This window comes from Mesorhizobium sp. M0571 (assembly GCF_040320985.1).
GTDB lineage: Bacteria > Pseudomonadota > Alphaproteobacteria > Rhizobiales > Rhizobiaceae > Mesorhizobium.
In genome coordinates this window covers 1-24,341 of the sequence record NZ_JAMYQT010000066.1, presented here as the reverse complement: position 1 = coordinate 24,341, position 24,341 = coordinate 1, and the positions used below count along the sequence as shown (strand labels likewise).

The following is a 24,341-nucleotide window of genomic DNA, read 5'->3' as shown; positions in this document are numbered from 1 at the left end:
GGACCGCCTCTGTCGTCGTGGCGCGGCCGTGTAGAATCTGTCCCATAGCGCGTCCTTTGATTCGGACGACAATGGTGCGCCATTAAAACCTGAGATCAAACAATTTAGGCGCCGGCTTCAGTTTACGGCTGCGGCATGGCGGCCGATTGCCGAGCCGAGAGCGCGGCGTTAAAGGAAGACATGTTGGAACGAGGCGAAGAGGCCCGGTTGGCAGGCGGCGCGGAGCGAAAAGCATGAGCGTGCATGCGCTTTATGTGACCACCGCGTATGCGATCACGGCCGTGGTGCTGGCCGGACTGATCGGCTGGATCCTGCTCGACCAGCGCGGCCGCAAGCGAGAGCTCGCCGAGCTGGAGGCGTCCGGCGTGCGCCGGCGCTCCGATAAGGCAGCAAAATCATGAGCACGGAAACGGAAACACCGGCGCGCCGCCGCCTGATCGTGCTGGTGCCGCTGCTGGTCTTTCTCGGGCTGGCGGGATTGTTCCTGGCGCAGCTTTTGTCCGGGCGCGACGTTTCGGAGGTGCCGTCGGCGCTGATCGGCCTGCCAGCGCCGCAGACCAACCTCCCGCCGCTCGAGGGAACCAATTTGCCGGGCCTCGATTCGAAACAGTTCGCCGGCAAGGTGACGCTGGTCAACGTCTTCGCATCCTGGTGCGCGCCGTGCCGGGAAGAACATCCGGTGCTGCTGGCGCTGTCGCAGGACAGACGCTTCGTCATGGCCGCGCTGAACTACAAGGATCAGCCGGAAAACGCCCGTCGGTTCCTCGGCGATTTAGGCAATCCGTTTCAGGCGATCGGCGTCGACGCGGCCGGGCGCACCGCGATCGACTGGGGCGTCTACGGCGTGCCGGAAACCTTCGTCATCGGCAAGGACGGCAAGATCGCATACAAGCATGTCGGGCCGCTGACGCCGGACTCGGCGCAGACGCTGCTGCTGCCCGAAATCGAGAAAGCGCTGACGGCGCGTTGATATTCAGGTGATGCCGGCCTGCAAATGGCGGTTTCCTGCGCTTCCGGTGCTCGCGTACCCAAAGTACGCTCCGCTCCGGTTCTCGGAATCCATCATTTTCGAGTCAGCCTGACCTGAATCTCAACGCGCCGAGGCGCGGCCGAGTTACTCGACCGATGATTCAGCCGTAGATCTGCTTGTGGACCTGGTAGAGCATTTCGCTGCGGTCTGCGCGCATGTCGGCGAGGTCGCGGCTGGTGAAGCTGTCGATTTCGGCGACGAGTCGGTTGTAATGCCGGCGCTTGGCGATGCTGGCGCGAGCGCGGCTCATGAGGCTGTCGATGATCATAGCGAGTTTCCTTTTGCGCCGCATTTTGCGGCCGTTTGTTCCTCCCTTGATCGATACGGAGCATGACATAGTTATGGTGCGTTGCAAAAATAAGATGTTGCAATGCACCATTGCGCTGGGCGCATAGCCGGTTAACGGGATGCGACCTGCCGTCCGGGCCAGCATCCGCTCCCATAAAGCTTCTAACGCATCATCGATCTTGCCATATCGATCGCAGGCTGGCTTGATCGTGCCTCGCCAGCGACTGAATACCGGGAGGAACCATGGCCGCCGAATTCTACGAAGTTCTCGATCCGCGCTTTGCGCGGCTGTTCAACGGCAATGCACAGGTGGACAGGCTGTTTACCGGCTGCCGCTGGGCGGAGGGGCCGGCCTGGTTTGCGGCCGGGCGCTATGTCGTCTGGTCCGACATCCCGAACAATCGCATGCTGCGCTACGACGAGACCGACGGCGGCGTCAGCGTGTTCCGTCAGCCGTCGGGCAATTCCAACGGCAACACCGTCGACCGGCAAGGCCGGCTGGTCACTTGCGAGCATTCCGGCCGCCGCGTCAGCCGCACCGAGCATGACGGCTCGGTCATCACCATCGCCGACAAATGGCGCGGCAAGCGGCTGAACTCGCCCAATGACGCGGTGGTCAAGTCCGATGGCTCGATCTGGTTCACCGACCCGAGCTACGGCATCGATACCGATTACGAGGGCGACAAGGCCGAAAGCGAGATCGGCGCCTGCCATGTCTACCGGGTCGATCCCGGCACCGGCGAGACTGAGGCCGTCATTACCGACATGGTCAGGCCCAACGGGCTCGCCTTCTCGCTTGACGAGAGCAAGCTCTATGTCGCCGATACCGGCCGCACGCATGGTGCGCAAAACCCGGCGCACATCCGGGTGTTCAATGTCGGCCAAGGTGGCAAGACGGTGTCCGGCGAGAAGGTCTTTGCCGACTGCACCGCCGGCCTGTTTGACGGTTTCAGGCTGGATGCGGACGGGCGCATCTGGACCAGTGCCGCTGACGGCGTCCATTGCTATGATCCCGACGGGACGCTGATCGGCAAGGTCAAGGTGCCGGAAGTCGTCGCCAATTGCGTGTTCGGCGGCAACAAGCTGAACTGCCTCTACATCGCCGGCACGACCTCGCTCTACATGGTCCGGCTGATGGTCAACGGCGCCAGAACCTATTGAGCTGACAATATCCAGGGAGGGACGCCATGCCGTTTGTGAACATCCGCATCGTCAAGGAAGCGATTGCCGCCGACCCGGCCGGCAAGAAGGCAGCGATCGCTGCCCAGGTGACCGAGGCGATCGTCGGCGCCACCGGCCTGACCAACAATAACGTCTGGGTGGTCTTCGAAGAGGTCAATGCACGCGATTGGTTTGTTGGCAAGACCGATGTCGAGACGCTGCGCGGCAAGGGCTAATCCCGCGGCACTGCAGATGGCCGCAGCCCCTAGCTTCGTCATCCCAGGGTCTGCGCCGCGTCGCGTCGCTCCTTGCTCCGCCCTAGGATGACGAAAGCACGGTGGCCCGTCACTCAACGCGTGCGAATGAAGTCCGCGAAGGCCGAAAGCGCGTCACGCATTGCCAGCCGGTTTGCCGGCTCCAACAGAATGGTTCCCACGTCATCCGGCTTCCTGCCGAGCAGGGCGATTTCCAGCGGCGCTTCCTCGTAAAGCTGGAAAGACATGGTCCGCATGATCTCGACCAGCGCGGCGCGGGCAAACAGCGAGCGCGGCGAGGTGTGGACCAGCAGGGCCGGCTTGCCGACGGCGGCATCGCGCGACACCAGCCAGTCGAGCGCGTTTTTCAGGCCGCCTGGCACGCCATGGGCATATTCAGGGCAAGAGATGATGACGCCGTCGGCGCAGGTGACGGCATCGATCAGCGCCGATGCTTGCGGCGGCGTCCGCTCGCCTTCGTCGTCGGGATTGAAGATCGGCAGCCGCCCAAGCCCGTCATAAACGGAAACGCGGCAACCCGGTGGCGCGTTTTGCGCGAGGGCCGCGACCAGGGCCGAATTGGTCGAGGCGGCGCGCAGGCTGCCGGAGATGGCGAGAATGTTCAGCAAAGGAATGGAGACCGGCTTGGGCGATTCGTTGCCGGGCACGCTACCACATGGTCTGCTTGTAATCCTCGTCCAGCCAGCGGTCGGTCGCCTCCGCCGTTTCGGCGAGCGCCAGTTGGTCGCGCAGGATCTGGCCGAGCGTCGGCAGCGTCGCGCGGTCGTACCAGCTCTCCGGCTTCCACAGTTCGGAGCGCATGAAAGCCTTGGCGCAATGCATGTAGGCGGCCTTGACCGTCACCACGACGACGCTTTGCGGCGCCTTGCCGTCGACCGCCAGCCGCTCACGCAATGCCGCATCGACGGTGATGCGGGCATCGCCATTGACACGCAGCGTTTCGTTCATGCCGGGAATGAGGAAGAGCAGCCCGATCGAGGGATTGAGAAGGATGTTCTCCAGCGTGTCGAGCCGGTTGTTGCCGGGCCGGTCCGGGATGGCGACGGTCTTCTCGTCGAGCACTGCTACAAAGCCCGGCCTGTCGCCCTTCGGCGTCACATCGGCATTGCCGGCGCCGTCGGACGAGCCGATCAGCACGAACGGGCTCTTGCCGATGAAGGAACGGCAGTGGCCGTCCAATGCCTTCAATTCCTTGCGGATCGAGCCGTCGGTCGGCCGAGGCGTCTTGTAGATCGTCCTCAGCTCTTCGCGCGTGGTGATGAATTCCATGCCCCTCTCCTGGTCTATTTGCCGGCCTTCTCTTCCTTGGCGGCCTTGTCCTCGAGCGAATGGCGCAGGATCAACGGCATTTGGCTCAACGTGAAGACAAGTGTAATGGGAATCGTGCCCCAGACCTTGAAATAAAGCCAGGTTTCCTCAGAAAAATTACGCCATACGACCTCGTTCAGCGCAGCCAGAAAAAGGAAGAAAAGCCCCCATCGGAAAGTGAGCTTGCGCCAGCCTTCGGCGTCGAGATTGAAGGCGGAATCAAAGACATAGCCCAACAGCGATCTGCCAAACGCCAACCCGCCAAGAAGCGTGATGCCGAACAAACTGTTGATGATTGTCGGCTTCATGAAAGCGAAGGTCTTGTCCTGAAGCCACAGCGCCAGCGCGCCAAACACAAACACCACGATGGCCGACACCAGCGGCATGATCGGCCAGCTGCGCGTCAAAATCCACGAAACGCTGAGCGACAGCGCCGTCGCCACCATAAAGAACGCTGTGGCAATCAGGATAGGCTCGCCGATATGGCTGAGGATCGGAAATTTCCCGACAAGCCACGCGCCGCGGATGGTGGTGAAAAAGAACACCAGACCAGGCCCGAGCTCGAGCAGGAATTTCAGGCCGGGGTTCAACGCCTTGCGTCGCGGATCGGACGGGTCGCGTTCGAGGATGGGTGGGCTCATGGGATCCTTCTTACGCATGATCCAATCCAAAAAGTCTGCAACTTTTCGGGATCATGCTCGTCAAGCCACGCCAGCGATCGCCCTGGCGAATTCGCTTGCGGAAAAGGGTTCTAGGTCGTCGACCTGTTCGCCGACGCCGATGAAATAGACCGGCAATTTGTGCTTTGCCGCGATCGCCACCAGAATACCGCCGCGCGCGGTGCCGTCCAGCTTGGTCATCACCAGGCCGTTGACGCCGGCGACATTGCGGAAGATCTCGACCTGGTTGAGCGCGTTCTGGCCGGTGGTGGCGTCGACCGTCTGTAGCACGGTGTGCGGCGCCGCCGGATCGAGCTTGCCCAGCACGCGGACGATCTTTTCCAGTTCCGCCATCAGTTCGGTCTTGTTCTGCAGCCGCCCGGCGGTGTCGATGATCAGCACGTCGGAGCCGGCCTCCTTCGCGCGCTCGAAGGCGTCGTAGGCGAGGCCGGCGGCGTCGGCGCCAAGCTTCGAGGCAATGACCGGCGAGTTGGTGCGCTCGCCCCAGATCTTCAGCTGCTCGATCGCTGCGGCGCGGAAAGTGTCGCCCGCGGCGAGCATCACCGAGAGGCCGCCATCGGTCAGCTTTGCCGCCAGCTTGCCGATGGTCGTGGTCTTGCCGGTGCCGTTGACACCGACGACCAGGATGACATGCGGCTTGTGGCTGAGATCGAGTTCCAGCGGCATGGCGACATGGGTCAGCACCTTCTCCACCTCGGCCGCCATGATGGCGCGGACTTCGGTGTCGGAGACGTCCTTGCCGTAGCGGCTGGCGGAGAGCGCGTCGGTAACCCGCAGAGCCGTCTCCATGCCGAGATCGGCGCGGATCAGCACATCCTCCAGGTCCTGCAGCGTGTCCTCGTCAAGTTTCCGCTTGGTGAAGACGCCGGCGATGTTGCCCGACAACTCCTTGGAAGAGCGGGCAAGCCCGTCTCGCATGCGCTGGAACCAGGAGCGCCTCGGCGCCGGTTCGAGCGCCTTCCGCGGCTCGGCCTTCTGCTCGACCTTCTTGGTTACGGTCACCTTGCCCGGAGCGGGTTTTGGCTCCGGCGATGGCTGTGGAATGGCCTCTGGTTCGGGCGCGATCTCGGCCAGCGTCGGCTTCGTCTCGACCGGCGCCGGCTGGCGGATCGGGGGCGGGATTTCGGCGGGCGGTGCTTCGGGCGCAGGTGACGTTGGCTTAACTTCGGCAGTCGGTGCCGCGTCTTGCGCAGGTTGGCGCTGCCCCTCACCCTTACCCTTACCCTCTCCCCGTGAAGGACGGGGAGAGGGGGGCGTCAGCGTTGCAGCTTCTTCTTCGGCGTCTGTGAAAGGGGCTTCGGCGTCAAGATCAGCTCCCTTCTCCCCGTCCCTATACGGGGAGAAGGTGCCGGCAGGAGGATGAGGGGCGGCGCCAGCTTCGGATGACGGAAGCTCAGTCTGGACGGTCTCAGGCTGCTTCCGCTCTGGGATTGGCTCCGGAATAACAAGCCCGGCCGGGATTTCCTCCGGCTCCTCAACAGGCGTTTCCGGCGCCGGCTGAATGTCTGGCTCGGGGGAAATGGTCGGAGCGGGCTCGGGCTTCGGCTCTTCGACAGGCGGAGGCTCCGGCGCAGAAGGGGCCTCCGGCTCGACCGCCGGTGCGGCTTCGGCCTCAGGCTGAGGCTCGCTGCGTTTCAGGAATTCCGGGACGGGCTGCTCGGCGGCGGGCTTCAGCGCCTCCAGTGCGTCCCATTTGATTGGCGGCAGCGGTGCGGTCTCGTCGGGCCGCTCCTCGACGACTTCCTTCTTGCCGAACGAAAATATCTTCTTGAAAAACCCAGCCATGTCTTGCGCTCTCAGGCGGCGCGGGCGGCAAGCGGCGCGGCGATCAGGCGGGTGCCGTCATGGCCGGCAATATCAGCCTCGACAATGTCGCCCGGCGCGCCGGCAGAGACCGTGGCCAGCGTAAAGCCTTCGGTGCGGCCGAGCCCGTCGCGCTCGACCAGGATCGACTGGCGCGTGCCGGCAAGTGCCGAAAGGTGATGGCGGTAGGCGGCCTCGCCGGCGGTGCGCAGGCGTGCCGCGCGCTGCTTGACCATTTCGCGGCGAAGCTGCGGCATGCGCGCGGCGGGCGTGCCCTGGCGCGGCGAAAACGGGAAGACATGGAGATGCGTCAGGCCGCACTCCTCAACAATTTTTTCCGAGTTTTCGAACATGGCGTCCGTCTCGGTCGGGAAGCCAGCGATGATGTCTGCGCCGAAAACGATGCCCGGGCGCAGTTTGCGCACATCCTCGCAAAAGCGGATCGACTGGTCGCGGCTGTGCCGGCGCTTCATCCGCTTCAGGATCATGTCGTCACCCGATTGCAGCGACAGATGCAGATGCGGCATCAGCCTGGGCTCGGAGGCGATGGCGTCCAACAGATCGTCATCGGCCTCGATCGAATCGATGGAGGAAAGCCGCAGGCGTTTCACGTCGGGCACCTGCTTCAGGATCGTCTTGACCAGTTTGCCGAGCTTCGGTGCGCCCGGCAGGTCGGCGCCAAAACTGGTCATGTCGACGCCGGTCAGCACGATCTCGGCATAACCATTGCCAGTGAGCCGCTTGACCTGCTCGACCACGGCGCCCATCGGCACCGAGCGCGAATTGCCGCGACCGTAGGGAATGATGCAGAAGGTGCAGCGGTGGTCGCAGCCGTTCTGCACCTGGACGAAGGCGCGCGCCCGGCCCTCGATGGCGTCGACCATGTGGGCGGCCGTCTCGCGTACCGAAAAAATATCGTTGACGCGGGCCTTCTCGGTGTCGTTGACGCCGAAATCCGGCAGCGCGCGATAGGAATGGGCGTTCAGCTTCTCCTCATTGCCGAGGACGAGATCGACCTCGTGCATGGCAACGAAATCCTGTGGCTCGGTCTGCGCCGCGCAGCCGGTGACGATGATGCGGGCGGCGGGGTTCTCGCGGCGGGCTTTTCGGATCGACTGCTTGGCCTGGCGCACCGCCTCGCCGGTGACGGCGCAGGTGTTGAAGATGATGGCGCCGCCTTCGAGGCTACCGAGGCCGGCACTTTCCGCCTCGCGCCGCATCACCTCGGATTCATAGGTGTTCAGCCGGCAGCCGAAGGTGACGACGTCGACACCCCTGTTGGCAAGAGGGGCCATCAGGCGGCGCTTTCGGTGTCGCGCGCCCACACGCCGGTCGACGGATCGAAGCTGCCGGAAAATTCCCATTCGGCGGCACCGGTCAGGATGACGTGGTCGTCGTCGCGCCACAGGACATGCAGCGAGCCGCCGCCGGGCGTCGTCAGCGTGACGCTGCGGCCGGTGCGCCTGGTGCGGGCTGCTGCAACCACGGCGGCGCACGAGGCCGTGCCGCAAGCCTTGGTCAGGCCGGCGCCGCGCTCCCAGGTGCGGATGACCATTGTCTCGGGCGAGGTCACCTGCGCGATGGTGATGTTGGCGCGCTCGGGGAAGATCGGGTGGTTTTCGAGCAGCGGGCCGAAGCGCTCGAGTTCATAGGACCAGACGTCGCGGTCGACCCAGAAAATGGCGTGCGGATTGCCCATCGAGACGACCGACGGCGAATGCAGTACCGGCGCATCGATCGGGCCGATCTGCAGTTCGATCATGCGGGTGTCACGGAATTCCTCGGCCAGCGGAATATCCTGCCAGCCGAAGCGCGGCTTGCCCATGTCAACCGAGATCAGCCCGTCGGCGTGTTCTTCGGCATTGAGAATGCCGGCAACGGTCTCGAAGGCGAAGGTCTTCTGGCCGGTCTCGGCGGCGAGCGCCTGGACGACGCAGCGCATGCCGTTGCCGCAGGCCTGCGCGCTGGTGCCGTCCGAATTCAAGATGTCGATGAAAAAGGCGGTGCCCGGCGTCCTGGCGTCGTGGATCGCCATGATCTGGTCGAATTTGGTCGCGGCGTCGGCATTAAGCGCGATGGCTGCCGCAGGCGTCACGCGATCGGCGCGACCGCGCATATCGGCAACGATGATCTCGTTGCCGATGCCGTTCATCTTGGCGAAAGGGGCCACACTTGCCATCGATCGAAAGGTCTCTTGCCGGTTTGGCGCCTATATGGCGGATAGCGGCAGAAATTACCAGTGCGGCATGCTTTTCAGGTCACCGCGAAGACGCCAAGCACGATCAGCAGGAAGATGATCAGCACGATGCCGATGAGGATGCGGGCGCCGGTCGCGGCGGCTCCGGCCAGTGCCGGCATGCCGAGCAGGCTTGCCGCGGCCGCGACAATCAAAAGAATGATGATCCACTTGATCATAAGAGATTACCTCGCAGCCGACAGGTTTGAACACCTACAAACGCTTCTGCGAGGCCTTGGGTTCCGCCGGCCTCCTAGACCGCCGGCACGTCGCAGACTTCCCCCGGCCGCAAGGCGCGAAAACGTTGCTGCGGCAGGCCGGCAGCATCGAGCGCTTCGCCGAGCTTTCTGGCCGGCTCGTCGATCGGTTCATTGGTGAGCCGGAACGTGCCCCAGTGGCAGCCGGCGGCATAGGCGGCGTTGCACAAAAGCATGCCTTGCACCGCCTCCTCCGGATCCTGGTGATGCGGCGCCATGAACCAGCGCGGCTCATAGGCGCCGATCGGCAGGATGGCGAGGCGGAAGCCGCCATGCTTTTCAGCCATCAGCCGGTAGTTGATGCCGCCGTGAAAGCCGGTATCTCCGGCGAAATAGATCTTTGCGCCTGGTGTCTCGACGACGAAACCCGCCCACAGCGCCATGCGCCGGTCGCGGGTGCCGCGGGCCGACCAGTGATGTACCGGCTCGACATGCACGGCGGCGCCATTGCCGATATCGACCCGGTCGCCCCAGTCATGCGCGGAAAGCCGCATGCCGGAGACGGCAGCGTCGATGATGGTATCGTTGCCGAGCGGCGTCAGCAGCAGCGGATCGTGCCTTGTCTTCAGACGCTTCAGCGTGGCGAGGTCGAGATGGTCGTAATGGTTGTGGCTGACCAGGACGAGGTCGATCGGCGGCAAATGAGAAAAGGCGATGCCCGGTGGATTGACGCGTTTCGGCCCGGCGAAGGAGAGCGGCGAGACGCGCGACGACCAGACCGGGTCGGTCAGGATGTTCAGGCCGGCTGTCTGGACGAGCAGCGAGGAATGACCGACCATGGTGAGGCGCAGCGCAGCACCATCGATCCGCTCGACCGGTCTTGCCGGCGGAAACGGGCTCGGATTCGCCGCCGGCCATTTCGAGCGTTCGCCACTCAATTGCCATTTCAAGAGATCGGCAAAGCGACCCGGCGGCCGGCCGTCGGGGTTGAAGAACAAGGTGCCGTCGAAATGATCGCTGGGCGGGCCGCTATAATAGCGATTGGCGGCTCTTTTTCTCGCGGCCAAGAAATCGGCTCCTGCAGTTTGCTGATCGCCAAGAGATAATGCCGACGCCGGCCGGCGCAAGCATTTGACGGGCGCGCCAGGAATGCAAAGGGTCGGGGTGCGGCCAGATGCCAAGGCGTAACGCAATTCAGGCAATGTGCATTTTGCGATAAATTTGCAACATTAGCGGCGCAAACCGTATTTTAACCATATCGGGTTGAAATTTCGCCACCTTCTCCATCTTGGTGGGGGGACATTGCGCGGACGGCACCCCCGGCCGGATCCGACGGAGGTTGAAGAATGAAATTTTCGAAAACCGGCCTGCTGGCCGTATCGCTGGCCGCACTCGTCGCGAGCGGCTGTTCAACCTCACGGTTCTCATCGATGGACGAGCAACAGCCGGCGCCGCTGGAAGCTGCGCCCGCCGGCAAGGTAACCGCAAACCAGCTGCCGCCGCCGGCGACGCCCGGCCCGGCCGACCCATCGAAATTTCCGACCGCGCCGCAGAACACGCAGATAGCGTCGCTGCCGCCGGACGGGACGGCTCCGGCCGGCGCGGCCGACCTTACCGCCTCCAGCGTCGCCGGCGTGTGGAAGGCAAGCGTGTCCGGCCAGAGCTGCCAGGTGGCGACGCCGCAGACCAAATTCGGCTCGGGCTATCGCGCCGGACCGCTGCATTGCCCGGCCCCGCTCGACGGCATCAAATCTTGGAACGTCGGCGGCAAGCAGTTGACGCTCTATGACGAGAATGGCGGCACGCTGGCACGGCTCTATTCCTCGGGCGGCGAGAAATTCGACGGCCAGACTTCCAACGGCCTGCCGATCTCGCTTACAAGGTAGGCAAAGAAGACAGGGAAGACCAACCGCCTCGACAACGACGTGACCGATGCATCTGCGTGACGGCCTCCAGACCCATGCGACCGTCAAGCAGCGCTACGACCATCTTGTCGAGACGGGCGCCATCGGACGCGACCCGGTGCAGGAGCGGGTCGCTGCTGCTCTCGACCGGCTGATCGACGAGACATCGGCAAAGCGGCTGGCGCATAAGTCGAGCGCGCTGGGCTGGCTGTTCGCCCGCAAGCGCGAGGTGCACGAGGCGGTCAAGGGCCTCTACATCCATGGCGGCGTAGGCCGCGGCAAGACCATGCTGATGGACATGTTCTTCGAGCTGCTGCCGGTGCGGCGCAAGCGCCGTGTGCACTTCAACGATTTCATGGCCGACGTGCAGGACCGCATCCAGAAGCACCGGCAGGCTCGCAAGAACGGCACGGCCAAGGAGGACGATCCGATCCCACCGGTGGCGCGGGCGCTGGCCGAGGAAGCCTGGGTGCTGTGCTTCGACGAGTTCTCCGTCACCGACATCGCCGATGCGATGATCCTGTCCAGGCTGTTTTCGGCGCTGTTTGCCAATGGCGTCGTGCTGGTCGCCACCTCCAATGTCGCGCCGCAGGACCTCTATCGCGATGGGCTGAATCGCCAGCTGTTTTTGCCGTTTGTCGGCATGCTGGAGCGCCACGCGCAGGTGCTGGCGCTGGACGCCGACAAGGATTACCGCCTCGACAAGCTCGGCCGCATGCCGGTCTACATCACCCCGGCCGATGCCGCAGCCGACCATGCGCTCGACGACGCCTGGCAGGCGATGACGCATGGCAGGCCGACGGCCGAGACGATGCTGACGGTGAAGGGCCGGCACGTCGTGGTGCCGCGGGCCGCCGGCGAGGCTGCGCGGTTTTCCTTCGCCGAGCTCTGCGAGAGGCCGCTCGGCGCCCGAGACTATCTTGCCATTGCCGGCCGCTTCTCGACCATTTTCATCGACCATGTGCCGGTGCTCGGTGAAGGCAAGCGCAATGAAGCCAAGCGCTTCATCCTGCTGATCGACACACTTTACGACCATCATGTGCGGCTGGTGGTAAGCGCCGCGGCGCCGCCGCCGCAGCTCTATACGGCCAAGCGCGGCAACGAGGTCTTCGAGTTCGAGCGCACGGCATCGCGGCTGATCGAGATGCAGAGCCACGATTGGCTGGCGGATTGGGCGGAAAGGCACAGGGCGCCGTCGCCGGAGGCGCGGCAGGCTCAAGGCTAGCGCTGCGGTGCAGAACCTAGGATAGGGTGCGAAGGATCGCCCGACCTTGAACCAAGCGCAGAAAAGGACCAAATGCCTCGTCGAACACCTCGTCGGCAACCCGCATCACAAGGGCGTCATCGCCGGGAAAGATTTTGGGCGCCATTGTGTAGAACTCCTCTAGTCGGCCTTACAATTTTGACGTTTACGTAATTCCCATTGTTTCTAACCGATTGAAATTCCTCACTCCAAAATAATCGTTTGAATTTTGGTGCGGCCGGGGCTATTGCGTGCGGCGAATTTCACGGTTCCTGCAGCATTCCGGCCTCTTCCTCCGACGCCGTCATCAAATCGTTAAGATTTGGGCGCCGTCATAGTCAAAGGGAAAACATCCTGACATGGCACGCAACAAGATAGCGCTCATCGGCTCGGGCATGATCGGCGGCACGCTCGCCCACATGGTCGGCCTCAAGGATCTCGGCGACGTCGTGCTGTTCGATATCGCCGAGGGCATCCCGCAAGGCAAGGGGCTTGATATAGCGCAGTCGTCGCCGGTTGACGGGTTCGACTCCAGGCTGACCGGCGTCAACGACTATGCCGGCATCGAGGGCGCCGACGTCTGCATCGTCACCGCCGGCGTGCCGCGCAAGCCCGGCATGAGCCGCGACGATCTTCTGGGCATCAATTTGAAGGTGATGGAGCAGGTCGGCGCCGGCCTCAAGAAATACGCGCCGAAAGCCTTCGTCATCTGCATCACCAATCCGCTCGACGCCATGGTGTGGGCGCTGCAGAAGTTTTCCGGCCTGCCGAAGAGCCATGTCGTCGGCATGGCTGGCGTGCTCGACAGCTCGCGCTTCCGCTATTTCCTGGCCGAGGAATTCAAGGTCTCGGTCGAGGATGTCACGGCCTTCGTGCTCGGCGGCCACGGTGATTCCATGGTGCCGATGATCCGCTATTCGACGGTTGCCGGCATCCCGCTGCCCGACCTCATCAAAATGGGCTGGACCTCGAAGGAGCGGCTCGATCAGATCGTGCAGCGCACCCGCGACGGCGGCGCCGAGATCGTCGGCCTGCTCAAGACCGGCTCGGCCTTCTACGCGCCGGCTGCCTCGGCCATCGCGATGGCCGAAGCCTATCTCAAGGACAAGAAGCGGGTGCTGCCCTGTGCTGCCTATCTTTCCGGCCAATACGGCGTCAAGAACACCTATGTCGGCGTTCCCGTGGTGATCGGCGCCGGCGGCGTCGAACGCATCATCGAGATCGAGCTCAGCAAGCCCGAGCAGAAGATGTTCGACAATTCGGTGGCGGCGGTGCAGGGCCTGTGCGACGCGTGCGTCAAGATCGCTCCGCATCTCGCGGCCAAATAAGCCGGCAAGTAAGCCCGCCAAGCAAGCTGGAGACATAGCGCATGAACATCCATGAGTATCAGGGCAAGGCGCTGCTGAAGGGCTTTGGCGCACCGGTGGCCGAGGGCGTGCCGGTGTTCAAGGCGAGCGAGGCGGAAGCCGCCGCCAAGGCGCTGCCCGGCCCGCTCTATGTGGTCAAGAGCCAGATCCATGCCGGCGGCCGCGGCAAGGGCAAGTTCAGGGAGCTCGGCCCCGATGCCAAGGGCGGTGTCAGGCTGGCGAAGTCGGTGGCCGAGGTCGTCGCCAACGCCAAGGAGATGCTCGGCCATACGCTGGTCACCAAGCAGACCGGCCCAGCCGGCAAGCAGGTCAACCGGCTCTATATCGAGGACGGCGCCGACATCGAGCGCGAGCTCTATCTGTCGATCCTGGTCGACCGCTCGGTCGGCCGCGTCGCCTTCGTCGTCTCGACCGAGGGCGGCATGGACATCGAGGCGGTCGCCCACGACACGCCGGAAAAGATCATTACCGTCGCCATCGACCCGGAAAAGGGCGTGACGGCCGACGATGTGAAGAAGCTCAACGCCGCGCTGAAGCTCGACGGCGACGCGGCAAAGGACGGCGACACGCTGTTTCCGATCCTCTACAAGGCCTTTGTCGAGAAGGACATGAGCCTGCTCGAGGTCAACCCGCTGATCGTCATGAGGAGCGGCCGGCTGCGCGTGCTCGACGCCAAAGTGTCGTTCGACAACAATGCGCTGTTTCGCCACCCGGACGTGCTCGAATTGCGCGACACCACCGAAGAGGACGAGAAGGAGATCGAGGCGTCGAAATACGACCTCGCCTATGTCGCGCTCGACGGCAATATCGGCTGCATGGTCAACGGCGCCGGCCTTGCCATGGCGACGATGGACATCATCAAGCTCTACGGCGCCGAGCCCGCCAACTTCCTCGATGTCGGCGGCGGTGCCTCGAAGGAAAAGGTAACGGCGGCGTTCAAGATCATCACCAGGGATCCGGCGGTCAAAGGCATTCTGATCAACATCTTCGGCGGCATCATGAAGTGCGACATCATCGCCGAGGGCGTCATCGCCGCGGTCAAGGAGGTCGGCCTGCAGGTGCCGCTGGTGGTGCGGCTGGAAGGCACCAATGCCGAGCTCGGCAAGAAGATCATCAACGACAGCGGGCTGAACGTGGTGTCGGCCGATGACCTCGATGACGCGGCCCTGAAGATCGTGGCGGCGGTGAAACACTGACAAACTAGGAGCGTTGCGTTGGGTAGCTTCCCCATCCACTGGGAAGAAGAGGTTGAGAGCTTGGACCGGCTGCCCGACCGCAGCCCCTATTCGGTCGAGGAAATCGAACAATACCTTTGGGAGTGCCACTATCATTGGAAGCTGGACGAAAAACCGATGCACTACAAAGTGCGGGGCGTAGTCGCTGAGAAGACCGATAATTATCGACGTTTCTGGCTTTATCAGGTGTCAGATGAGATTGGGCGTGAGTGGTACGTCGTCGTCGGAGCAGGAAAGAGCCCGTTCAAACCTACGATGAAAATGAGAGCCTGGATGTATGGCAAAGAGAATGATCTCGGACATGCACCTGACCGTTTCCTGCGGGACGAGATTGATGAACAGCACTCTGCAGATGCCCGATAACGGAAAAGGAATGAGCCTGTGCCTCCGTACAAGACAAATCTCGTCGAGGCAGCGGATCAGAAGATCAAAAAGGTCTTCGATCCGCATATCGCCGGCGACGTCAACGATGCCCAGGTCAAAATCGCCAAGTTCGGCGATGCCTTCGACTGGCATGCGCATGACAATGAAGACGAGGCCTTCCTGGTGCTGCGCGGCCGCATCGCCATCGATTTCCGCGACGGTACGGTGGAGCTTGGCAGCGGCGAGTTCATAGTCGTGCCACGCGCCGTCGAGCACCGGCCGCGCTCGCTCAGCGAACAGCCGGTGGTGCTGATGTTCGAACCGGCGACGACGCTCAACACCGGCAATGCAAGAAGCGACCTCACCGTCGCCGACCTGAAGCGGTTGTAGGGAGCTCGTGAGAGTAAGAGAAAATGAAGAACATCACTCTGGCGGTTGATGACGAGGTTCTGGAGCAGGTGAAGCTGGCGGCCGCTGAACAGCGAACGACCGTCAACGCCATGGTTCGGGAGTTTTTCGCGACAGTGGCCGCGAAGCGTCGTGCCAAGGACGGGGCACGACTAGCCCTGCTGAGGCTTGCCTGCGAGGCTGCAGGCGACATGGGCGGCAAGAAGTGGAACCGGGAAGCTCTCCATGACCGCTGAGTGCTTCCTCAACGCGAATGTTCCCATCTATGCCGCCATCGGACACAAATCCGAGCGCGCGTGGGATGGTGCAATCATCGCCGCCGCCGCCGAGCGTCTTGGCGTCAAGACACTTAACACCGAAGACCTCAACCACGGACAGGCCTATGGCTCCGTGGTCGCAATCAACCCCTTCCGCTCTCACTGATCAGGTCGCCAAATAATGTCCATTCTCGTCGACAAGAACACCAAAGTGCTGGTGCAGGGCCTGACCGGCAAAACCGGCACGTTCCACACCGAACAGGCGCTGGCCTATCACGGCACAAAAATGGTCGGCGGCATCCACCCCAGGAAGGGCGGCGAGACCTGGACCGGCGCCAAGGGCGAGGCGCTGCCGATCTTCGCCACCGTCGCCGAGGGCAAGGCCAGGACCGGCGCCAATGCCTCCGTCGTCTACGTGCCGCCGGCGGGTGCTGCCGAAGCGATCCTGGAAGCGATCGAGGCCGAGATCCCGCTGATCGTCTGCATCACCGAGGGCATACCGGTGATGGACATGATCAAGGTCAAGGCAAGGCTCGACCGCTCGACGTCGCGGCTGATCGGGCCGAACTGCCCCGGCGTGCTGACACCCGACCAATGCAAGATCGGCATCATGCCCGGCAACATCTTCCGCAAGGGCTCGGTCGGCGTTGTTTCCCGCTCGGGAACGCTTACCTATGAGGCGGTGTTCCAGACCACCAATGTCGGCCTCGGCCAGACCACCGCCGTCGGCATCGGCGGCGACCCGGTCAAAGGCACGGAGTTCATCGACGTGCTGGAGATGTTCCTCGCCGACGATGAGACCAAATCGATCATCATGATCGGCGAGATCGGCGGTTCGGCCGAGGAAGACGCCGCGCAGTTCCTCAAGGACGAGGCCAAACGCGGCCGCAGCAAGCCGATGGCCGGCTTCATCGCCGGGCGCACCGCGCCGGCGGGCCGCACCATGGGTCATGCGGGCGCGGTCATCTCCGGCGGCAAAGGTGGCGCCGAAGACAAGATCGCGGCGATGGAATCGGCCGGTATCAAGGTTTCGCCGTCGCCGGCAAGGCTCGGCACGACGCTGGTCGAGGCGATCAAAGGACAGTGAATGGTGAATAGTAAACGGTAGCGGTGCAAACGGGGAGCGTTCCCCTCTTCCATTCACCATTCACCATTCACTTTTAACTTAAAAGGAGACGAAGCCAGAGCTTCGACAGTGACATGGCAAGACAAGATCAGGCCAACGACCAGTTTTCGCTTACCTCTTTCCTCTATGGCGGCAATGCCGATTACATCGACGCGCTCTATGCCGCCTATGAGGACGATCCCGCTTCGGTCGATCCCGAATGGCAGGACTTCTTCGCGGCGCTGAAGGACGACGCCGGCGACGTGCGCAGGAATGCCAAGGGCGCCTCATGGGCCAAGCCCTCCTGGCCGATGCAGGCCAATGGCGAGCTGGTCTCGGCGCTCGACGGCAATTGGGGGCTGGTCGAAAAGCACATCGAAAAGAAGGTCAAGGACAGAGCGGCCGGCAACGGTGCAGCCCTTTCCGACGCCGACGTGCATCAGGCGACGCGCGATTCCGTCCGCGCCATCATGATGATCCGCGCCTTTCGTATGCGCGGCCATCTGCATGCCAATCTCGATCCACTTGGCATTGCCAAGCCGCTCGAGGACTATAACGAGCTGTCGCCGGAGAATTACGGCTTCACCGAAGCCGACTACGACCGGCCGATCTTCCTCGACAATGTGCTCGGGCTCGAATTCGGCACCATCCGGCAGATGCTCGATATCCTGACCCGGACCTATTGCTCGACGCTCGGCGTCGAATTCATGCATATTTCCGATCCCGAGGAGAAGGCCTGGATCCAGGCGCGCATCGAGGGCGCCGACAAGGAGATATCCTTCACCGCCGCCGGCAAGAAGGCGATCCTGCAAAAGCTGGTCGAGGCCGAAGGCTTCGAGCAGTTCATCGACGTCAAGTACAAGGGCACCAAGCGCTTCGGCCTTGATGGCGGCGAGTCGCTGATCCCGGCGCTGGAGCAGATCGTCAAGCGCGGCGGCCAGCTCGGCATGAAGGAAATCGTGCTTGGCATGGCGCATCGCGGCCGGCTGAACGTGCTGTCGCAGGTGATGGCCAAGCCGCACCGCGCCATTTTCCACGAGTTCAAGGGCGGCTCGGCCGCACCCGACGAGGTCGAAGGCTCGGGCGACGTGAAGTACCATCTCGGTGCCTCATCGGACCGCGAGTTCGACGGCAACAAGGTGCATCTGTCGCTGACCGCCAACCCCTCGCATCTGGAAATCGTCGATCCGGTGGTGATGGGCAAGGCACGCGCCAAGCAGGATTATCTGTTCGGCCGCAGCCGCGAAGAGATCGTGCCGCTGGAAGAGCGTGCCAAGGTGCTGCCGCTGCTGTTGCATGGCGACGCCGCCTTTGCCGGCCAGGGCGTCATTGCCGAAATCCTCGGCCTGTCGGGCCTGCGCGGCCACCGCGTCGCTGGCACGCTGCATTTCATCATCAACAACCAGATCGGCTTCACCACCAACCCGCGCTTCTCGCGCTCGTCGCCCTACCCGTCGGATGTCGCCAAGATGATCGAGGCGCCGATCTTCCACGTCAACGGCGACGATCCGGAAGCCGTGGTCCATGCCACCAAGGTGGCGATCGAATTCCGCATGAAGTTCCACAAGCCGGTCGTGGTGGACATGTTCTGCTATCGCCGCTTCGGCCACAATGAGGGCGACGAGCCGGCTTTCACTCAGCCGATCATGTATCGCAAGATCCGCAACCAGAAGACGACGGTGCAGATCTATGCCGACCGGCTGATTGCCGAAGGCCACATCAGCCAGGCCGAGTTCGAAAAGATGAAGGCCGACTGGCGGGCGCATCTTGAATCCGAATTCGAGGTCGGCCAGCATTACAAGCCGAACAAGGCGGACTGGCTGGACGGCGCATGGTCCGGCCTGCGCTCGGCCGACAACCAGGACGAACAGCGGCGCGGCAAAACCGCGGTGCCGGTCAAGACGCTGAAGGAGATCGGCAAGAAGCTGACCGAGGTGCCGAAGGATTTCGAGGCGCACAAGACGATCATCCGCTTCCTCGACAACCGCCGCCAGGCAATCGAGTCGGGCGAAGGCATCGACTGGTCGACGGCCGAGGCGCTGGCCTTCGGCGCCATCCTGCTCGACGGCAATCCGATCCGGCTGTCTGGCCAGGATTCGGAGCGCGGCACGTTCTCGCAACGCCATTCCGTGCTGTACGACCAGCGCGACGAGACCCGCTACATTCCGCTCAACAATCTGTCGGCGGCGCAGGCCGGGTTCGAGGTCATCAACTCGATGCTGTCGGAAGAGGCAGTGCTCGGCTTCGAATATGGCTACTCGCTGGCCGAGCCGAAGGCGCTGACGCTGTGGGAAGCGCAGTTCGGCGACTTCGCCAATGGCGCCCAGGTGGTGTTCGACCAGTTCATCTCGTCGGGCGAGCGCAAGTGGCTCAGAATGTCGGGCCTCGTCTGCCTGCTGCCGCACGGCTATGAAGGCCAGGGGCCCGAGCATTCGTCGGCCCGGCTCGAGCGCTTCCTGCAGCTTTGCGCCGAAGACAACATGCAGGTCGCCAACGTCACGACGCCGGCCAACTACTTCCACATATTGCGCCGGCAATTGAAGCGGGACTTCCGCAAGCCGCTGATCCTGATGACGCCGAAGTCGCTGCTGCGCCACAAGCGGGCGGTGTCGACGCTGCCCGAGATGTCGGGCGAAAGCGCCTTTCACCGGCTGTTGTGGGACGACGCGCAGCTGCTGTCGGGCCAAGCCATCAAGCTCACCAAGGATTCGAAGATCCGCCGTGTCGTGCTCTGTTCGGGCAAGGTTTATTACGACCTCTACGAAGAGCGCGAGAAGCGCGGCATCAACGACATCTACCTGCTGCGCGTCGAGCAACTCTATCCGTTCCCGGCCAAGGCGCTGATCACCGAACTGTTGCGCTTCCGCAATGCCGAGATGGTGTGGTGCCAGGAGGAGCCCAAGAACATGGGCGCCTGGTCGTTCATCGATCCGTATCTCGAATGGGTGCTGGCGCATATCGATGCCAAGCATCAGCGGGTGCGCTATACCGGCCGGCCGGCCGCCGCCTCGCCGGCGACCGGATTGATGTCGAAGCATCTTGCCCAGCTTGCCGCCTTGCTCGACGACGCGCTCGGTGAATAGAACAGAACTGGGCGGATAAAACAGAACCGAAAGAAACGGACAGGCACAATGGCTACCGAAATCCGCGTCCCGACCCTTGGTGAATCCGTCACCGAGGCGACCATCGGCAAATGGTTCAAGAAGGTTGGCGACGCGATCGCCGCCGATGAGCCGCTGGTCGAGCTCGAAACCGACAAGGTGACGGTGGAAGTGCCGGCCGCCGCCGCGGGCACGCTTAGCGAGATCGCCGTCAACGAAGGCGAGACGGTCGGCGTCGGTGCACTGCTCGGCACGATTTCGGCAGGCGCCGGCGCAGCAGCCAATGCTGCCGCCGCTCCGGCAACGAAGCAGGAGGCGGTGTCGCAGGCCTCGGCTCCAACAGCAGCCTCGAGCGTCAAGCAGGCCGCGGCCGAGACGGCCAAGATCGCCGGCGACGCCGGAGCGATCGAGACGCGCACCACGCCGCCGGCGCCGTCGGCGGCAAAGCTGTTGGCCGAGCACAATCTCGCAGTCGACCAGGTCTCGGGCTCGGGCAAGCGCGGCCAGGTACTGAAAGGCGACGTACTCGACCTGATCGCCAGGGGCGCGCCGTCGCAGCCGGCCGAAATGCCGAAGGCTGTGCCTGTGCCGGCACCTGTTGCCGCGCGCGCGCCGTCCTCGGCAGACGACGCGTCGCGCGAGGAGCGCGTGCGCATGACCAAGCTGCGCCAGACCATCGCGCGCCGCCTCAAGGAAGCGCAATCGACCGCCGCCATGCTGACCACCTTCAACGAAGTCGACATGAGCGCGGTGATGGCGCTCCGGACCAAATACAAGGACGTGTTCGAGAAGAAGCACGGCGTGAAGCTCGGCTTCATGGGCTTCTTCACCAAGGCGGTCACCCACGCTCTGAAGGAAATCCCGTCGGTCAATGCCGAGATCGACGGCACCGACATCATCTTCAAGAATTATGCCCATATCGGCGTTGCCGTCGGCACCGAAAAGGGCCTTGTCGTGCCGGTTGTGCGCAATGCCGACCAGATGGGAATAGCCGAAATCGAGAAGGACATCGGCAGGCTGGGGCTTGCGGCGCGCGACGGCAAGCTCTCGGTTGCCGATATGCAAGGCGGCACGTTTACGATTTCCAACGGTGGCGTTTACGGATCGCTGATGTCGACGCCGATCCTCAATGCGCCGCAGTCCGGCATTCTCGGCATGCACAAGATCCAGGAGCGGCCGATGGTGGTTGGCGGCCAGATCGTCATCCGGCCGATGATGTATCTGGCGCTTTCCTACGACCATCGCATCGTCGACGGCAAGGAAGCGGTGACCTTCCTGGTGCGGGTCAAGGAAAGCCTGGAGGATCCGGAGCGGCTGGTGCTCGACCTCTAGAGGCGGCTGGGGTGAGCCGGAGAATGGATCTGCGCCACCGGATGAGTTGCTCTCGTTTCCGGTCGGGGTTGTTTGTCGCGATCTGCGCGGTCGGTATCCAGACGGTCTCCGCCGCTCACGCCGCCTGTCCGCTCGAGCTCGCGGTCTATGGCGATCCTGAAAACGCCGGCGAGATCGATTTCAGGCCAACCGGCGAGTCGGCGACCGTCACCCATAGTTTCAACATGGTGCTCGACAATGGCGTCGTGCTCGACGGCATCGTCATGTGGACGGAGGGCGTGGCGCGGCCGCATGGCTCGCTGATGTACAAATGCCCGACCGGCGATGTCACCGGCGACGAGCTCGCCGCCTGCACCGTGTGGGAGGGCGTCATCTACAGTGCCGACGACCAGGGCAATATCGCGTTGCTGCCGGGCGAAGGAAAGGATGCACCGAAGAAGCTGATCCTTCCCGACTTGGGAGCGTCGTTGCAGATGTCGGCGGCCCATGGCGCCAACGGCTTTTCCAAGGTGCCCTGGGATGTCTTTGCCCTGAAAGGATGTCAGGAATGAGCGAGAGCGGAAAAATCCTGCTGGTGACCGGCGGCAGCCGCGGCATCGGCGCCGCCACATGCAGGCTTGCCGCCAAGGCCGGCTACCGCATCGCGGTCAATTATGCCTCGAATGTGCGAGCGGCCGAAACCGTGGTCGCCGCCATAGAGGCCGGCGGCGGAGAAGCCGTTGCGGTCAAGGGCGATATCGGCAGCGAGACGGATGTGTTGGCCATGTTTGAGGCCGTCGATGCCCGCTTTGGCGGGCTTGACGCGCTGGTCAACAATGCCGGTGTCGTCGACAGCCTGTCACGTGTCGACGAAATGTCGTTCGCGCGGCTCGAGCGGATGATGCGGATCAATGTGATCGGGCCGATGCTTTGCGCGCGCGAAGCGGTGAAGCGCATGTCGACCAGGCATGGCGGCAAGGGGGGCGCCGTCGTCAATCTGTCTTCGATCGCGGCGAGGCTTGGCGGGGCAGGTCAATATGTCGACTACGCAGCCTCCAAGAACGCGATCAACACCTTCTCTGTCGGCCTGGCGCGTGAAGTGGCAGGGGAAGGCATCCGGGTCAATATAGTCAGCCCGGGCATCATCGACACCGAAATTCATGCCTCCGGCGGGCAGCCGGATCGCGCCGAGAAAATGGGCCGCGTGGTGCCGATGCAGCGCGCCGGCACCGCCGAGGAAGTCGCGGCTGCAATTCTCTGGCTGCTGTCGGACAAGGCGTCCTATACGACAGGCGCCATTCTGGAAGTCGGCGGCGGCCGCTAAAGCAAAGGGGACAGTATCATGGCCTATGACGTCGTTATCATCGGATCGGGACCGGGCGGCTATGTCTGCGCCATCAAGGCGGCGCAGCTCGGGCTGAAGACGGCGGTGGTCGAGAAGAACCCGACCTTCGGCGGCACCTGCCTCAACATCGGCTGCATCCCGTCAAAGGCGCTGCTGCACGCGTCCGAGATGTTCGCCGAGGCCGGCCATTCCTTCGACACGCTCGGTGTCGAAATCGGCGCGCCCAAGCTTAATCTCGGCAAGATGATGGCGCACAAGGATGCGACGGTGGCGGCCAACGTCAATGGCGTCGCCTTCCTGTTCAAGAAGAACAAGATCGACAGCTTCCGCGGCACCGGCAAAGTGGTTGCGGCCGGCAAGGTGTCGCTGACCTCTGAGGACGGCAAGGTCGAGGAGATCGAGGCCAAGAACATCGTCATTGCCACCGGATCGGACGTCGCAGGCATTCCCGGCGTCAAGGTCGATATCGACGAGAAGTTGATCATATCCTCGACCGGCGCCCTGTCGCTGGACAAGGTGCCGGGCCATCTGGTGGTGGTCGGCGGCGGCGTCATCGGGCTGGAGCTCGGCTCGGTATGGGCGCGGCTCGGCGCCAAGGTCACCGTGGTCGAGTTTCTCGACACCATCCTGGGCGGCATGGACGGCGAGGTTTCCAAGCAATTCCAGCGCCTGCTGTCGAAGCAAGGTTTTGAGTTCAGGCTGGGCACCAAGGTGACCGGCGTCGCCAAGGCCAAGAAGGGGGCGACGGTCACCTTCGAGCCGGTCAAAGGCGGGGCGGCCGAGACGATCGAGGCGGACGCCGTGCTGATTGCCACGGGACGACGGGCCTATTCGGACGCTCTCGGGCTAAAGGAGGCAGGCGTCGACGTTGACGAGCGCGGCCGGGTCAAGACCGACGGCCATCTCCGGACCAACGTGCCCGGCATCTACGCCATCGGCGACGTTATCGCCGGCCCGATGCTCGCCCACAAGGCAGAGGACGAGGGCGTGGCGGTGGCCGAGACCATCGCCGGCCAGGCCGGCCATGTGAACTATGAGGTGATCCCGAGCGTCGTCTACACCACGCCGGAGATCGCTTCGGTCGGCAAGACCGAAGAAGAATTGAAGAAGGCCGGCATCGACTACAAGGCGGGAAAATTCCCGTTCAGCGCCAATGGCCGGGCGCGCGCCATGCTGCACACCGACGGCTTCGTGAAGATCCTGGCCGACAAGGCCAGCGACCGTGTGCTCGGCGTCCACATCGTCGGCTTCGGCGCAGGCGAGATGATCCACGAGGCGGCGGTGCTGATGGAATTCGGCGGCTCGTCGGAAGACCTTGCCCGCACCTGCCACGCCCATCCGACGATGTCGGAAGCGGTCAAGGAGGCGGCACTGGCGACGTTCTTCAAGCCGATCCATATTTAGTCAGGGCAATCGCAGACATTCGAGATTCGCACGAGACATCTCATACTTCGTCATCCTAGGGCGGAGCAGGAGCGAAGCGACGTTGCGGAGCCCCTGGGATCCATGCCGTTGCTTGGCGGCCGTGTTCCGACCAACCGGAATCGAGTGCCTCTTCGCATCGGCCGGCAACGGGTGATTCTGCACCATCGTATTCCTCGGCGGATGTCACGGCATGGATCCTAGGTGTTTGATCTCAGGCTTTAATGGCGCACCATTGTCGTCCGAATCAAAGGACGCGCTATGGGACAGATTCTACACGGCCGCGCCACGACGACAGAGGC

28 protein-coding genes are annotated in these 24,341 nt (G+C 63.3%); 18 read left to right on the top strand and 10 right to left on the bottom strand.

What is annotated here, in order from left to right:
• The first annotated feature begins 233 nt into the window (after positions 1-233).
• A complete protein-coding gene (gene ccmD, locus NKI85_RS34160) occupies positions 234-401 on the top strand; it encodes a heme exporter protein CcmD (protein WP_352531624.1) in 168 nt (55 codons plus the stop codon).
• On the top strand, positions 398-970 hold the full coding sequence (locus tag NKI85_RS34155) for a DsbE family thiol:disulfide interchange protein (protein ID WP_352780276.1): 573 nt from the start codon (positions 398-400) through the stop codon (positions 968-970). Before ccmD ends, NKI85_RS34155 begins: the two co-directional genes overlap by 4 nt.
• A 160-nt stretch (positions 971-1,130) precedes the next feature.
• Here the strand turns inward: NKI85_RS34155 and NKI85_RS34150 are convergent, their stop codons facing one another.
• Entirely contained in the window at positions 1,131-1,298 is a 168-nt protein-coding gene (locus NKI85_RS34150) for a hypothetical protein (RefSeq protein WP_254817861.1), read from the bottom strand.
• A 263-nt stretch (positions 1,299-1,561) separates the two neighbouring features.
• Here NKI85_RS34150 and NKI85_RS34145 point away from each other — a divergent pair, with 263 nt between their 5' ends.
• A complete protein-coding gene (locus NKI85_RS34145; RefSeq protein WP_352531618.1) occupies positions 1,562-2,479 on the top strand; it encodes an SMP-30/gluconolactonase/LRE family protein in 918 nt (305 codons plus the stop codon).
• A 26-nt stretch (positions 2,480-2,505) separates the two neighbouring features.
• Positions 2,506-2,715 (top strand): tautomerase family protein, encoded by a 210-nt coding sequence (locus NKI85_RS34140; protein WP_352780274.1) that lies wholly within the window; start codon positions 2,506-2,508, stop codon positions 2,713-2,715.
• 113 nt (positions 2,716-2,828) lie between these two features.
• Here the strand turns inward: NKI85_RS34140 and NKI85_RS34135 are convergent, their stop codons facing one another.
• The 8 genes from NKI85_RS34135 to NKI85_RS34100 form a co-directional block, all read right to left on the bottom strand.
• Positions 2,829-3,362, bottom strand: a complete 534-nt coding sequence (locus NKI85_RS34135) for an NADPH-dependent FMN reductase (protein WP_352531626.1) — start codon at positions 3,360-3,362, stop codon at positions 2,829-2,831.
• A 40-nt stretch (positions 3,363-3,402) separates the two neighbouring features.
• Entirely contained in the window at positions 3,403-4,023 is a 621-nt protein-coding gene (locus NKI85_RS34130; protein WP_352531614.1) for a pyridoxamine 5'-phosphate oxidase family protein, read from the bottom strand.
• Positions 4,024-4,037: 14 nt separating this feature from the next.
• Positions 4,038-4,703, bottom strand: a complete 666-nt coding sequence (locus NKI85_RS34125; RefSeq protein ID WP_352780273.1) for a septation protein A — start codon at positions 4,701-4,703, stop codon at positions 4,038-4,040.
• A 60-nt stretch (positions 4,704-4,763) separates the two neighbouring features.
• Positions 4,764-6,527 (bottom strand): signal recognition particle-docking protein FtsY, encoded by a 1,764-nt coding sequence (ftsY, locus tag NKI85_RS34120; protein ID WP_352780272.1) that lies wholly within the window; start codon positions 6,525-6,527, stop codon positions 4,764-4,766.
• An 11-nt stretch (positions 6,528-6,538) separates the two neighbouring features.
• Positions 6,539-7,840, bottom strand: coding sequence for a tRNA (N(6)-L-threonylcarbamoyladenosine(37)-C(2))-methylthiotransferase MtaB (gene mtaB / locus NKI85_RS34115; protein ID WP_352531608.1), 1,302 nt, complete (start codon positions 7,838-7,840; stop codon positions 6,539-6,541).
• Positions 7,840-8,724, bottom strand: coding sequence for a diaminopimelate epimerase (gene dapF, locus NKI85_RS34110; RefSeq protein WP_352780270.1), 885 nt, complete (start codon positions 8,722-8,724; stop codon positions 7,840-7,842). The genes mtaB and dapF overlap by 1 nt, the downstream gene beginning before the upstream one ends.
• Before the next feature lie 74 nt (positions 8,725-8,798).
• Positions 8,799-8,960 carry a DUF1328 family protein gene (locus tag NKI85_RS34105; RefSeq protein WP_066991727.1) on the bottom strand — a complete coding sequence of 54 codons (162 nt, stop codon included), beginning with the start codon at positions 8,958-8,960 and terminating at the stop codon, positions 8,799-8,801.
• Positions 8,961-9,034: 74 nt separating this feature from the next.
• On the bottom strand, positions 9,035-10,045 hold the full coding sequence (locus NKI85_RS34100; protein WP_352780269.1) for an MBL fold metallo-hydrolase: 1,011 nt from the start codon (positions 10,043-10,045) through the stop codon (positions 9,035-9,037).
• Between the two features lie 279 nt (positions 10,046-10,324).
• Here NKI85_RS34100 and NKI85_RS34095 point away from each other — a divergent pair, with 279 nt between their 5' ends.
• Together NKI85_RS34095 and zapE are read left to right on the top strand one after the other, a co-directional pair.
• Positions 10,325-10,864: a protease inhibitor Inh/omp19 family protein gene (locus NKI85_RS34095; protein ID WP_352531600.1), complete on the top strand. Its 540-nt coding sequence runs from the start codon at positions 10,325-10,327 to the stop codon at positions 10,862-10,864.
• 46 nt (positions 10,865-10,910) lie between these two features.
• A complete protein-coding gene (gene zapE / locus NKI85_RS34090; RefSeq protein WP_352531598.1) occupies positions 10,911-12,107 on the top strand; it encodes a cell division protein ZapE in 1,197 nt (398 codons plus the stop codon).
• A 16-nt stretch (positions 12,108-12,123) separates the two neighbouring features.
• On the opposite strand, the gene NKI85_RS34085 is transcribed toward zapE, so the two are convergent.
• A complete protein-coding gene (locus NKI85_RS34085) occupies positions 12,124-12,252 on the bottom strand; it encodes a hypothetical protein (protein ID WP_352780267.1) in 129 nt (42 codons plus the stop codon).
• 232 nt (positions 12,253-12,484) lie between these two features.
• On the opposite strand from NKI85_RS34085, the gene mdh reads away from it, so the two are divergent.
• The 12 genes from mdh to lpdA all read left to right on the top strand — a co-directional run bounded on the left by mdh (position 12,485) and on the right by lpdA (position 24,021).
• Positions 12,485-13,453, top strand: coding sequence for a malate dehydrogenase (mdh, locus tag NKI85_RS34080; protein WP_352531594.1), 969 nt, complete (start codon positions 12,485-12,487; stop codon positions 13,451-13,453).
• 41 nt (positions 13,454-13,494) lie between these two features.
• Complete coding sequence (gene sucC / locus NKI85_RS34075; protein WP_352780266.1) at positions 13,495-14,688, top strand: ADP-forming succinate--CoA ligase subunit beta; 1,194 nt, start codon at positions 13,495-13,497, stop codon at positions 14,686-14,688.
• Between the two features lie 18 nt (positions 14,689-14,706).
• Positions 14,707-15,090, top strand: a complete 384-nt coding sequence (locus NKI85_RS34070) for a hypothetical protein (RefSeq protein WP_352780265.1) — start codon at positions 14,707-14,709, stop codon at positions 15,088-15,090.
• A gap of 18 nt (positions 15,091-15,108) precedes the next feature.
• Positions 15,109-15,480, top strand: a complete 372-nt coding sequence (locus NKI85_RS34065; protein ID WP_352780263.1) for a cupin domain-containing protein — start codon at positions 15,109-15,111, stop codon at positions 15,478-15,480.
• Between the two features lie 23 nt (positions 15,481-15,503).
• Complete coding sequence (locus NKI85_RS34060; protein WP_352780262.1) at positions 15,504-15,734, top strand: hypothetical protein; 231 nt, start codon at positions 15,504-15,506, stop codon at positions 15,732-15,734.
• Positions 15,724-15,921, top strand: coding sequence for a hypothetical protein (locus NKI85_RS34055; protein WP_352780261.1), 198 nt, complete (start codon positions 15,724-15,726; stop codon positions 15,919-15,921). Before NKI85_RS34060 ends, NKI85_RS34055 begins: the two co-directional genes overlap by 11 nt.
• Before the next feature lie 15 nt (positions 15,922-15,936).
• Positions 15,937-16,842, top strand: coding sequence for a succinate--CoA ligase subunit alpha (gene sucD / locus NKI85_RS34050; RefSeq protein WP_352780260.1), 906 nt, complete (start codon positions 15,937-15,939; stop codon positions 16,840-16,842).
• Between the two features lie 113 nt (positions 16,843-16,955).
• A complete protein-coding gene (locus tag NKI85_RS34045; protein ID WP_352531584.1) occupies positions 16,956-19,943 on the top strand; it encodes a 2-oxoglutarate dehydrogenase E1 component in 2,988 nt (995 codons plus the stop codon).
• 48 nt (positions 19,944-19,991) lie between these two features.
• The gene (gene odhB, locus NKI85_RS34040; RefSeq protein ID WP_352780259.1) at positions 19,992-21,293 is read left to right on the top strand and encodes a 2-oxoglutarate dehydrogenase complex dihydrolipoyllysine-residue succinyltransferase; all 1,302 of its coding nucleotides are present in this window, start codon (positions 19,992-19,994) and stop codon (positions 21,291-21,293) included.
• A 23-nt stretch (positions 21,294-21,316) separates the two neighbouring features.
• Complete coding sequence (locus NKI85_RS34035; RefSeq protein WP_352780258.1) at positions 21,317-21,844, top strand: hypothetical protein; 528 nt, start codon at positions 21,317-21,319, stop codon at positions 21,842-21,844.
• Complete coding sequence (locus NKI85_RS34030; RefSeq protein ID WP_352780257.1) at positions 21,841-22,596, top strand: SDR family oxidoreductase; 756 nt, start codon at positions 21,841-21,843, stop codon at positions 22,594-22,596. The genes NKI85_RS34035 and NKI85_RS34030 overlap by 4 nt, the downstream gene beginning before the upstream one ends.
• Positions 22,597-22,614: 18 nt before the next feature.
• On the top strand, positions 22,615-24,021 hold the full coding sequence (gene lpdA, locus NKI85_RS34025; RefSeq protein WP_352780256.1) for a dihydrolipoyl dehydrogenase: 1,407 nt from the start codon (positions 22,615-22,617) through the stop codon (positions 24,019-24,021).
• Positions 24,022-24,341 lie beyond the last annotated feature (320 nt).

What these genes read in the sequence shown, in the direction of transcription:
- ccmD (WP_352531624.1), top strand. Translation starts at nt 234, where the DNA reads ATGAGCGTGCATGCGCTTTATGTGACCACCGCGTATGCGATCACGGCC.
- NKI85_RS34155 (WP_352780276.1), top strand. Translation starts at nt 398, where the DNA reads ATGAGCACGGAAACGGAAACACCGGCGCGCCGCCGCCTGATCGTGCTG.
- NKI85_RS34150 (WP_254817861.1), bottom strand. Translation starts at nt 1,298, where the DNA reads ATGATCATCGACAGCCTCATGAGCCGCGCTCGCGCCAGCATCGCCAAG.
- NKI85_RS34145 (WP_352531618.1), top strand. Translation starts at nt 1,562, where the DNA reads ATGGCCGCCGAATTCTACGAAGTTCTCGATCCGCGCTTTGCGCGGCTG.
- NKI85_RS34140 (WP_352780274.1), top strand. Translation starts at nt 2,506, where the DNA reads ATGCCGTTTGTGAACATCCGCATCGTCAAGGAAGCGATTGCCGCCGAC.
- NKI85_RS34130 (WP_352531614.1), bottom strand. Translation starts at nt 4,023, where the DNA reads ATGGAATTCATCACCACGCGCGAAGAGCTGAGGACGATCTACAAGACG.
- NKI85_RS34125 (WP_352780273.1), bottom strand. Translation starts at nt 4,703, where the DNA reads ATGAGCCCACCCATCCTCGAACGCGACCCGTCCGATCCGCGACGCAAG.
- ftsY (WP_352780272.1), bottom strand. Translation starts at nt 6,527, where the DNA reads ATGGCTGGGTTTTTCAAGAAGATATTTTCGTTCGGCAAGAAGGAAGTC.
- mtaB (WP_352531608.1), bottom strand. Translation starts at nt 7,840, where the DNA reads ATGGCCCCTCTTGCCAACAGGGGTGTCGACGTCGTCACCTTCGGCTGC.
- dapF (WP_352780270.1), bottom strand. Translation starts at nt 8,724, where the DNA reads ATGGCAAGTGTGGCCCCTTTCGCCAAGATGAACGGCATCGGCAACGAG.
- NKI85_RS34105 (WP_066991727.1), bottom strand. Translation starts at nt 8,960, where the DNA reads ATGATCAAGTGGATCATCATTCTTTTGATTGTCGCGGCCGCGGCAAGC.
- NKI85_RS34095 (WP_352531600.1), top strand. Translation starts at nt 10,325, where the DNA reads ATGAAATTTTCGAAAACCGGCCTGCTGGCCGTATCGCTGGCCGCACTC.
- zapE (WP_352531598.1), top strand. Translation starts at nt 10,911, where the DNA reads ATGCATCTGCGTGACGGCCTCCAGACCCATGCGACCGTCAAGCAGCGC.
- NKI85_RS34085 (WP_352780267.1), bottom strand. Translation starts at nt 12,252, where the DNA reads ATGGCGCCCAAAATCTTTCCCGGCGATGACGCCCTTGTGATGCGGGTT.
- mdh (WP_352531594.1), top strand. Translation starts at nt 12,485, where the DNA reads ATGGCACGCAACAAGATAGCGCTCATCGGCTCGGGCATGATCGGCGGC.
- sucC (WP_352780266.1), top strand. Translation starts at nt 13,495, where the DNA reads ATGAACATCCATGAGTATCAGGGCAAGGCGCTGCTGAAGGGCTTTGGC.
- NKI85_RS34060 (WP_352780262.1), top strand. Translation starts at nt 15,504, where the DNA reads ATGAAGAACATCACTCTGGCGGTTGATGACGAGGTTCTGGAGCAGGTG.
- NKI85_RS34055 (WP_352780261.1), top strand. Translation starts at nt 15,724, where the DNA reads ATGACCGCTGAGTGCTTCCTCAACGCGAATGTTCCCATCTATGCCGCC.
- sucD (WP_352780260.1), top strand. Translation starts at nt 15,937, where the DNA reads ATGTCCATTCTCGTCGACAAGAACACCAAAGTGCTGGTGCAGGGCCTG.
- NKI85_RS34045 (WP_352531584.1), top strand. Translation starts at nt 16,956, where the DNA reads ATGGCAAGACAAGATCAGGCCAACGACCAGTTTTCGCTTACCTCTTTC.
- odhB (WP_352780259.1), top strand. Translation starts at nt 19,992, where the DNA reads ATGGCTACCGAAATCCGCGTCCCGACCCTTGGTGAATCCGTCACCGAG.
- NKI85_RS34035 (WP_352780258.1), top strand. Translation starts at nt 21,317, where the DNA reads ATGGATCTGCGCCACCGGATGAGTTGCTCTCGTTTCCGGTCGGGGTTG.
- NKI85_RS34030 (WP_352780257.1), top strand. Translation starts at nt 21,841, where the DNA reads ATGAGCGAGAGCGGAAAAATCCTGCTGGTGACCGGCGGCAGCCGCGGC.
- lpdA (WP_352780256.1), top strand. Translation starts at nt 22,615, where the DNA reads ATGGCCTATGACGTCGTTATCATCGGATCGGGACCGGGCGGCTATGTC.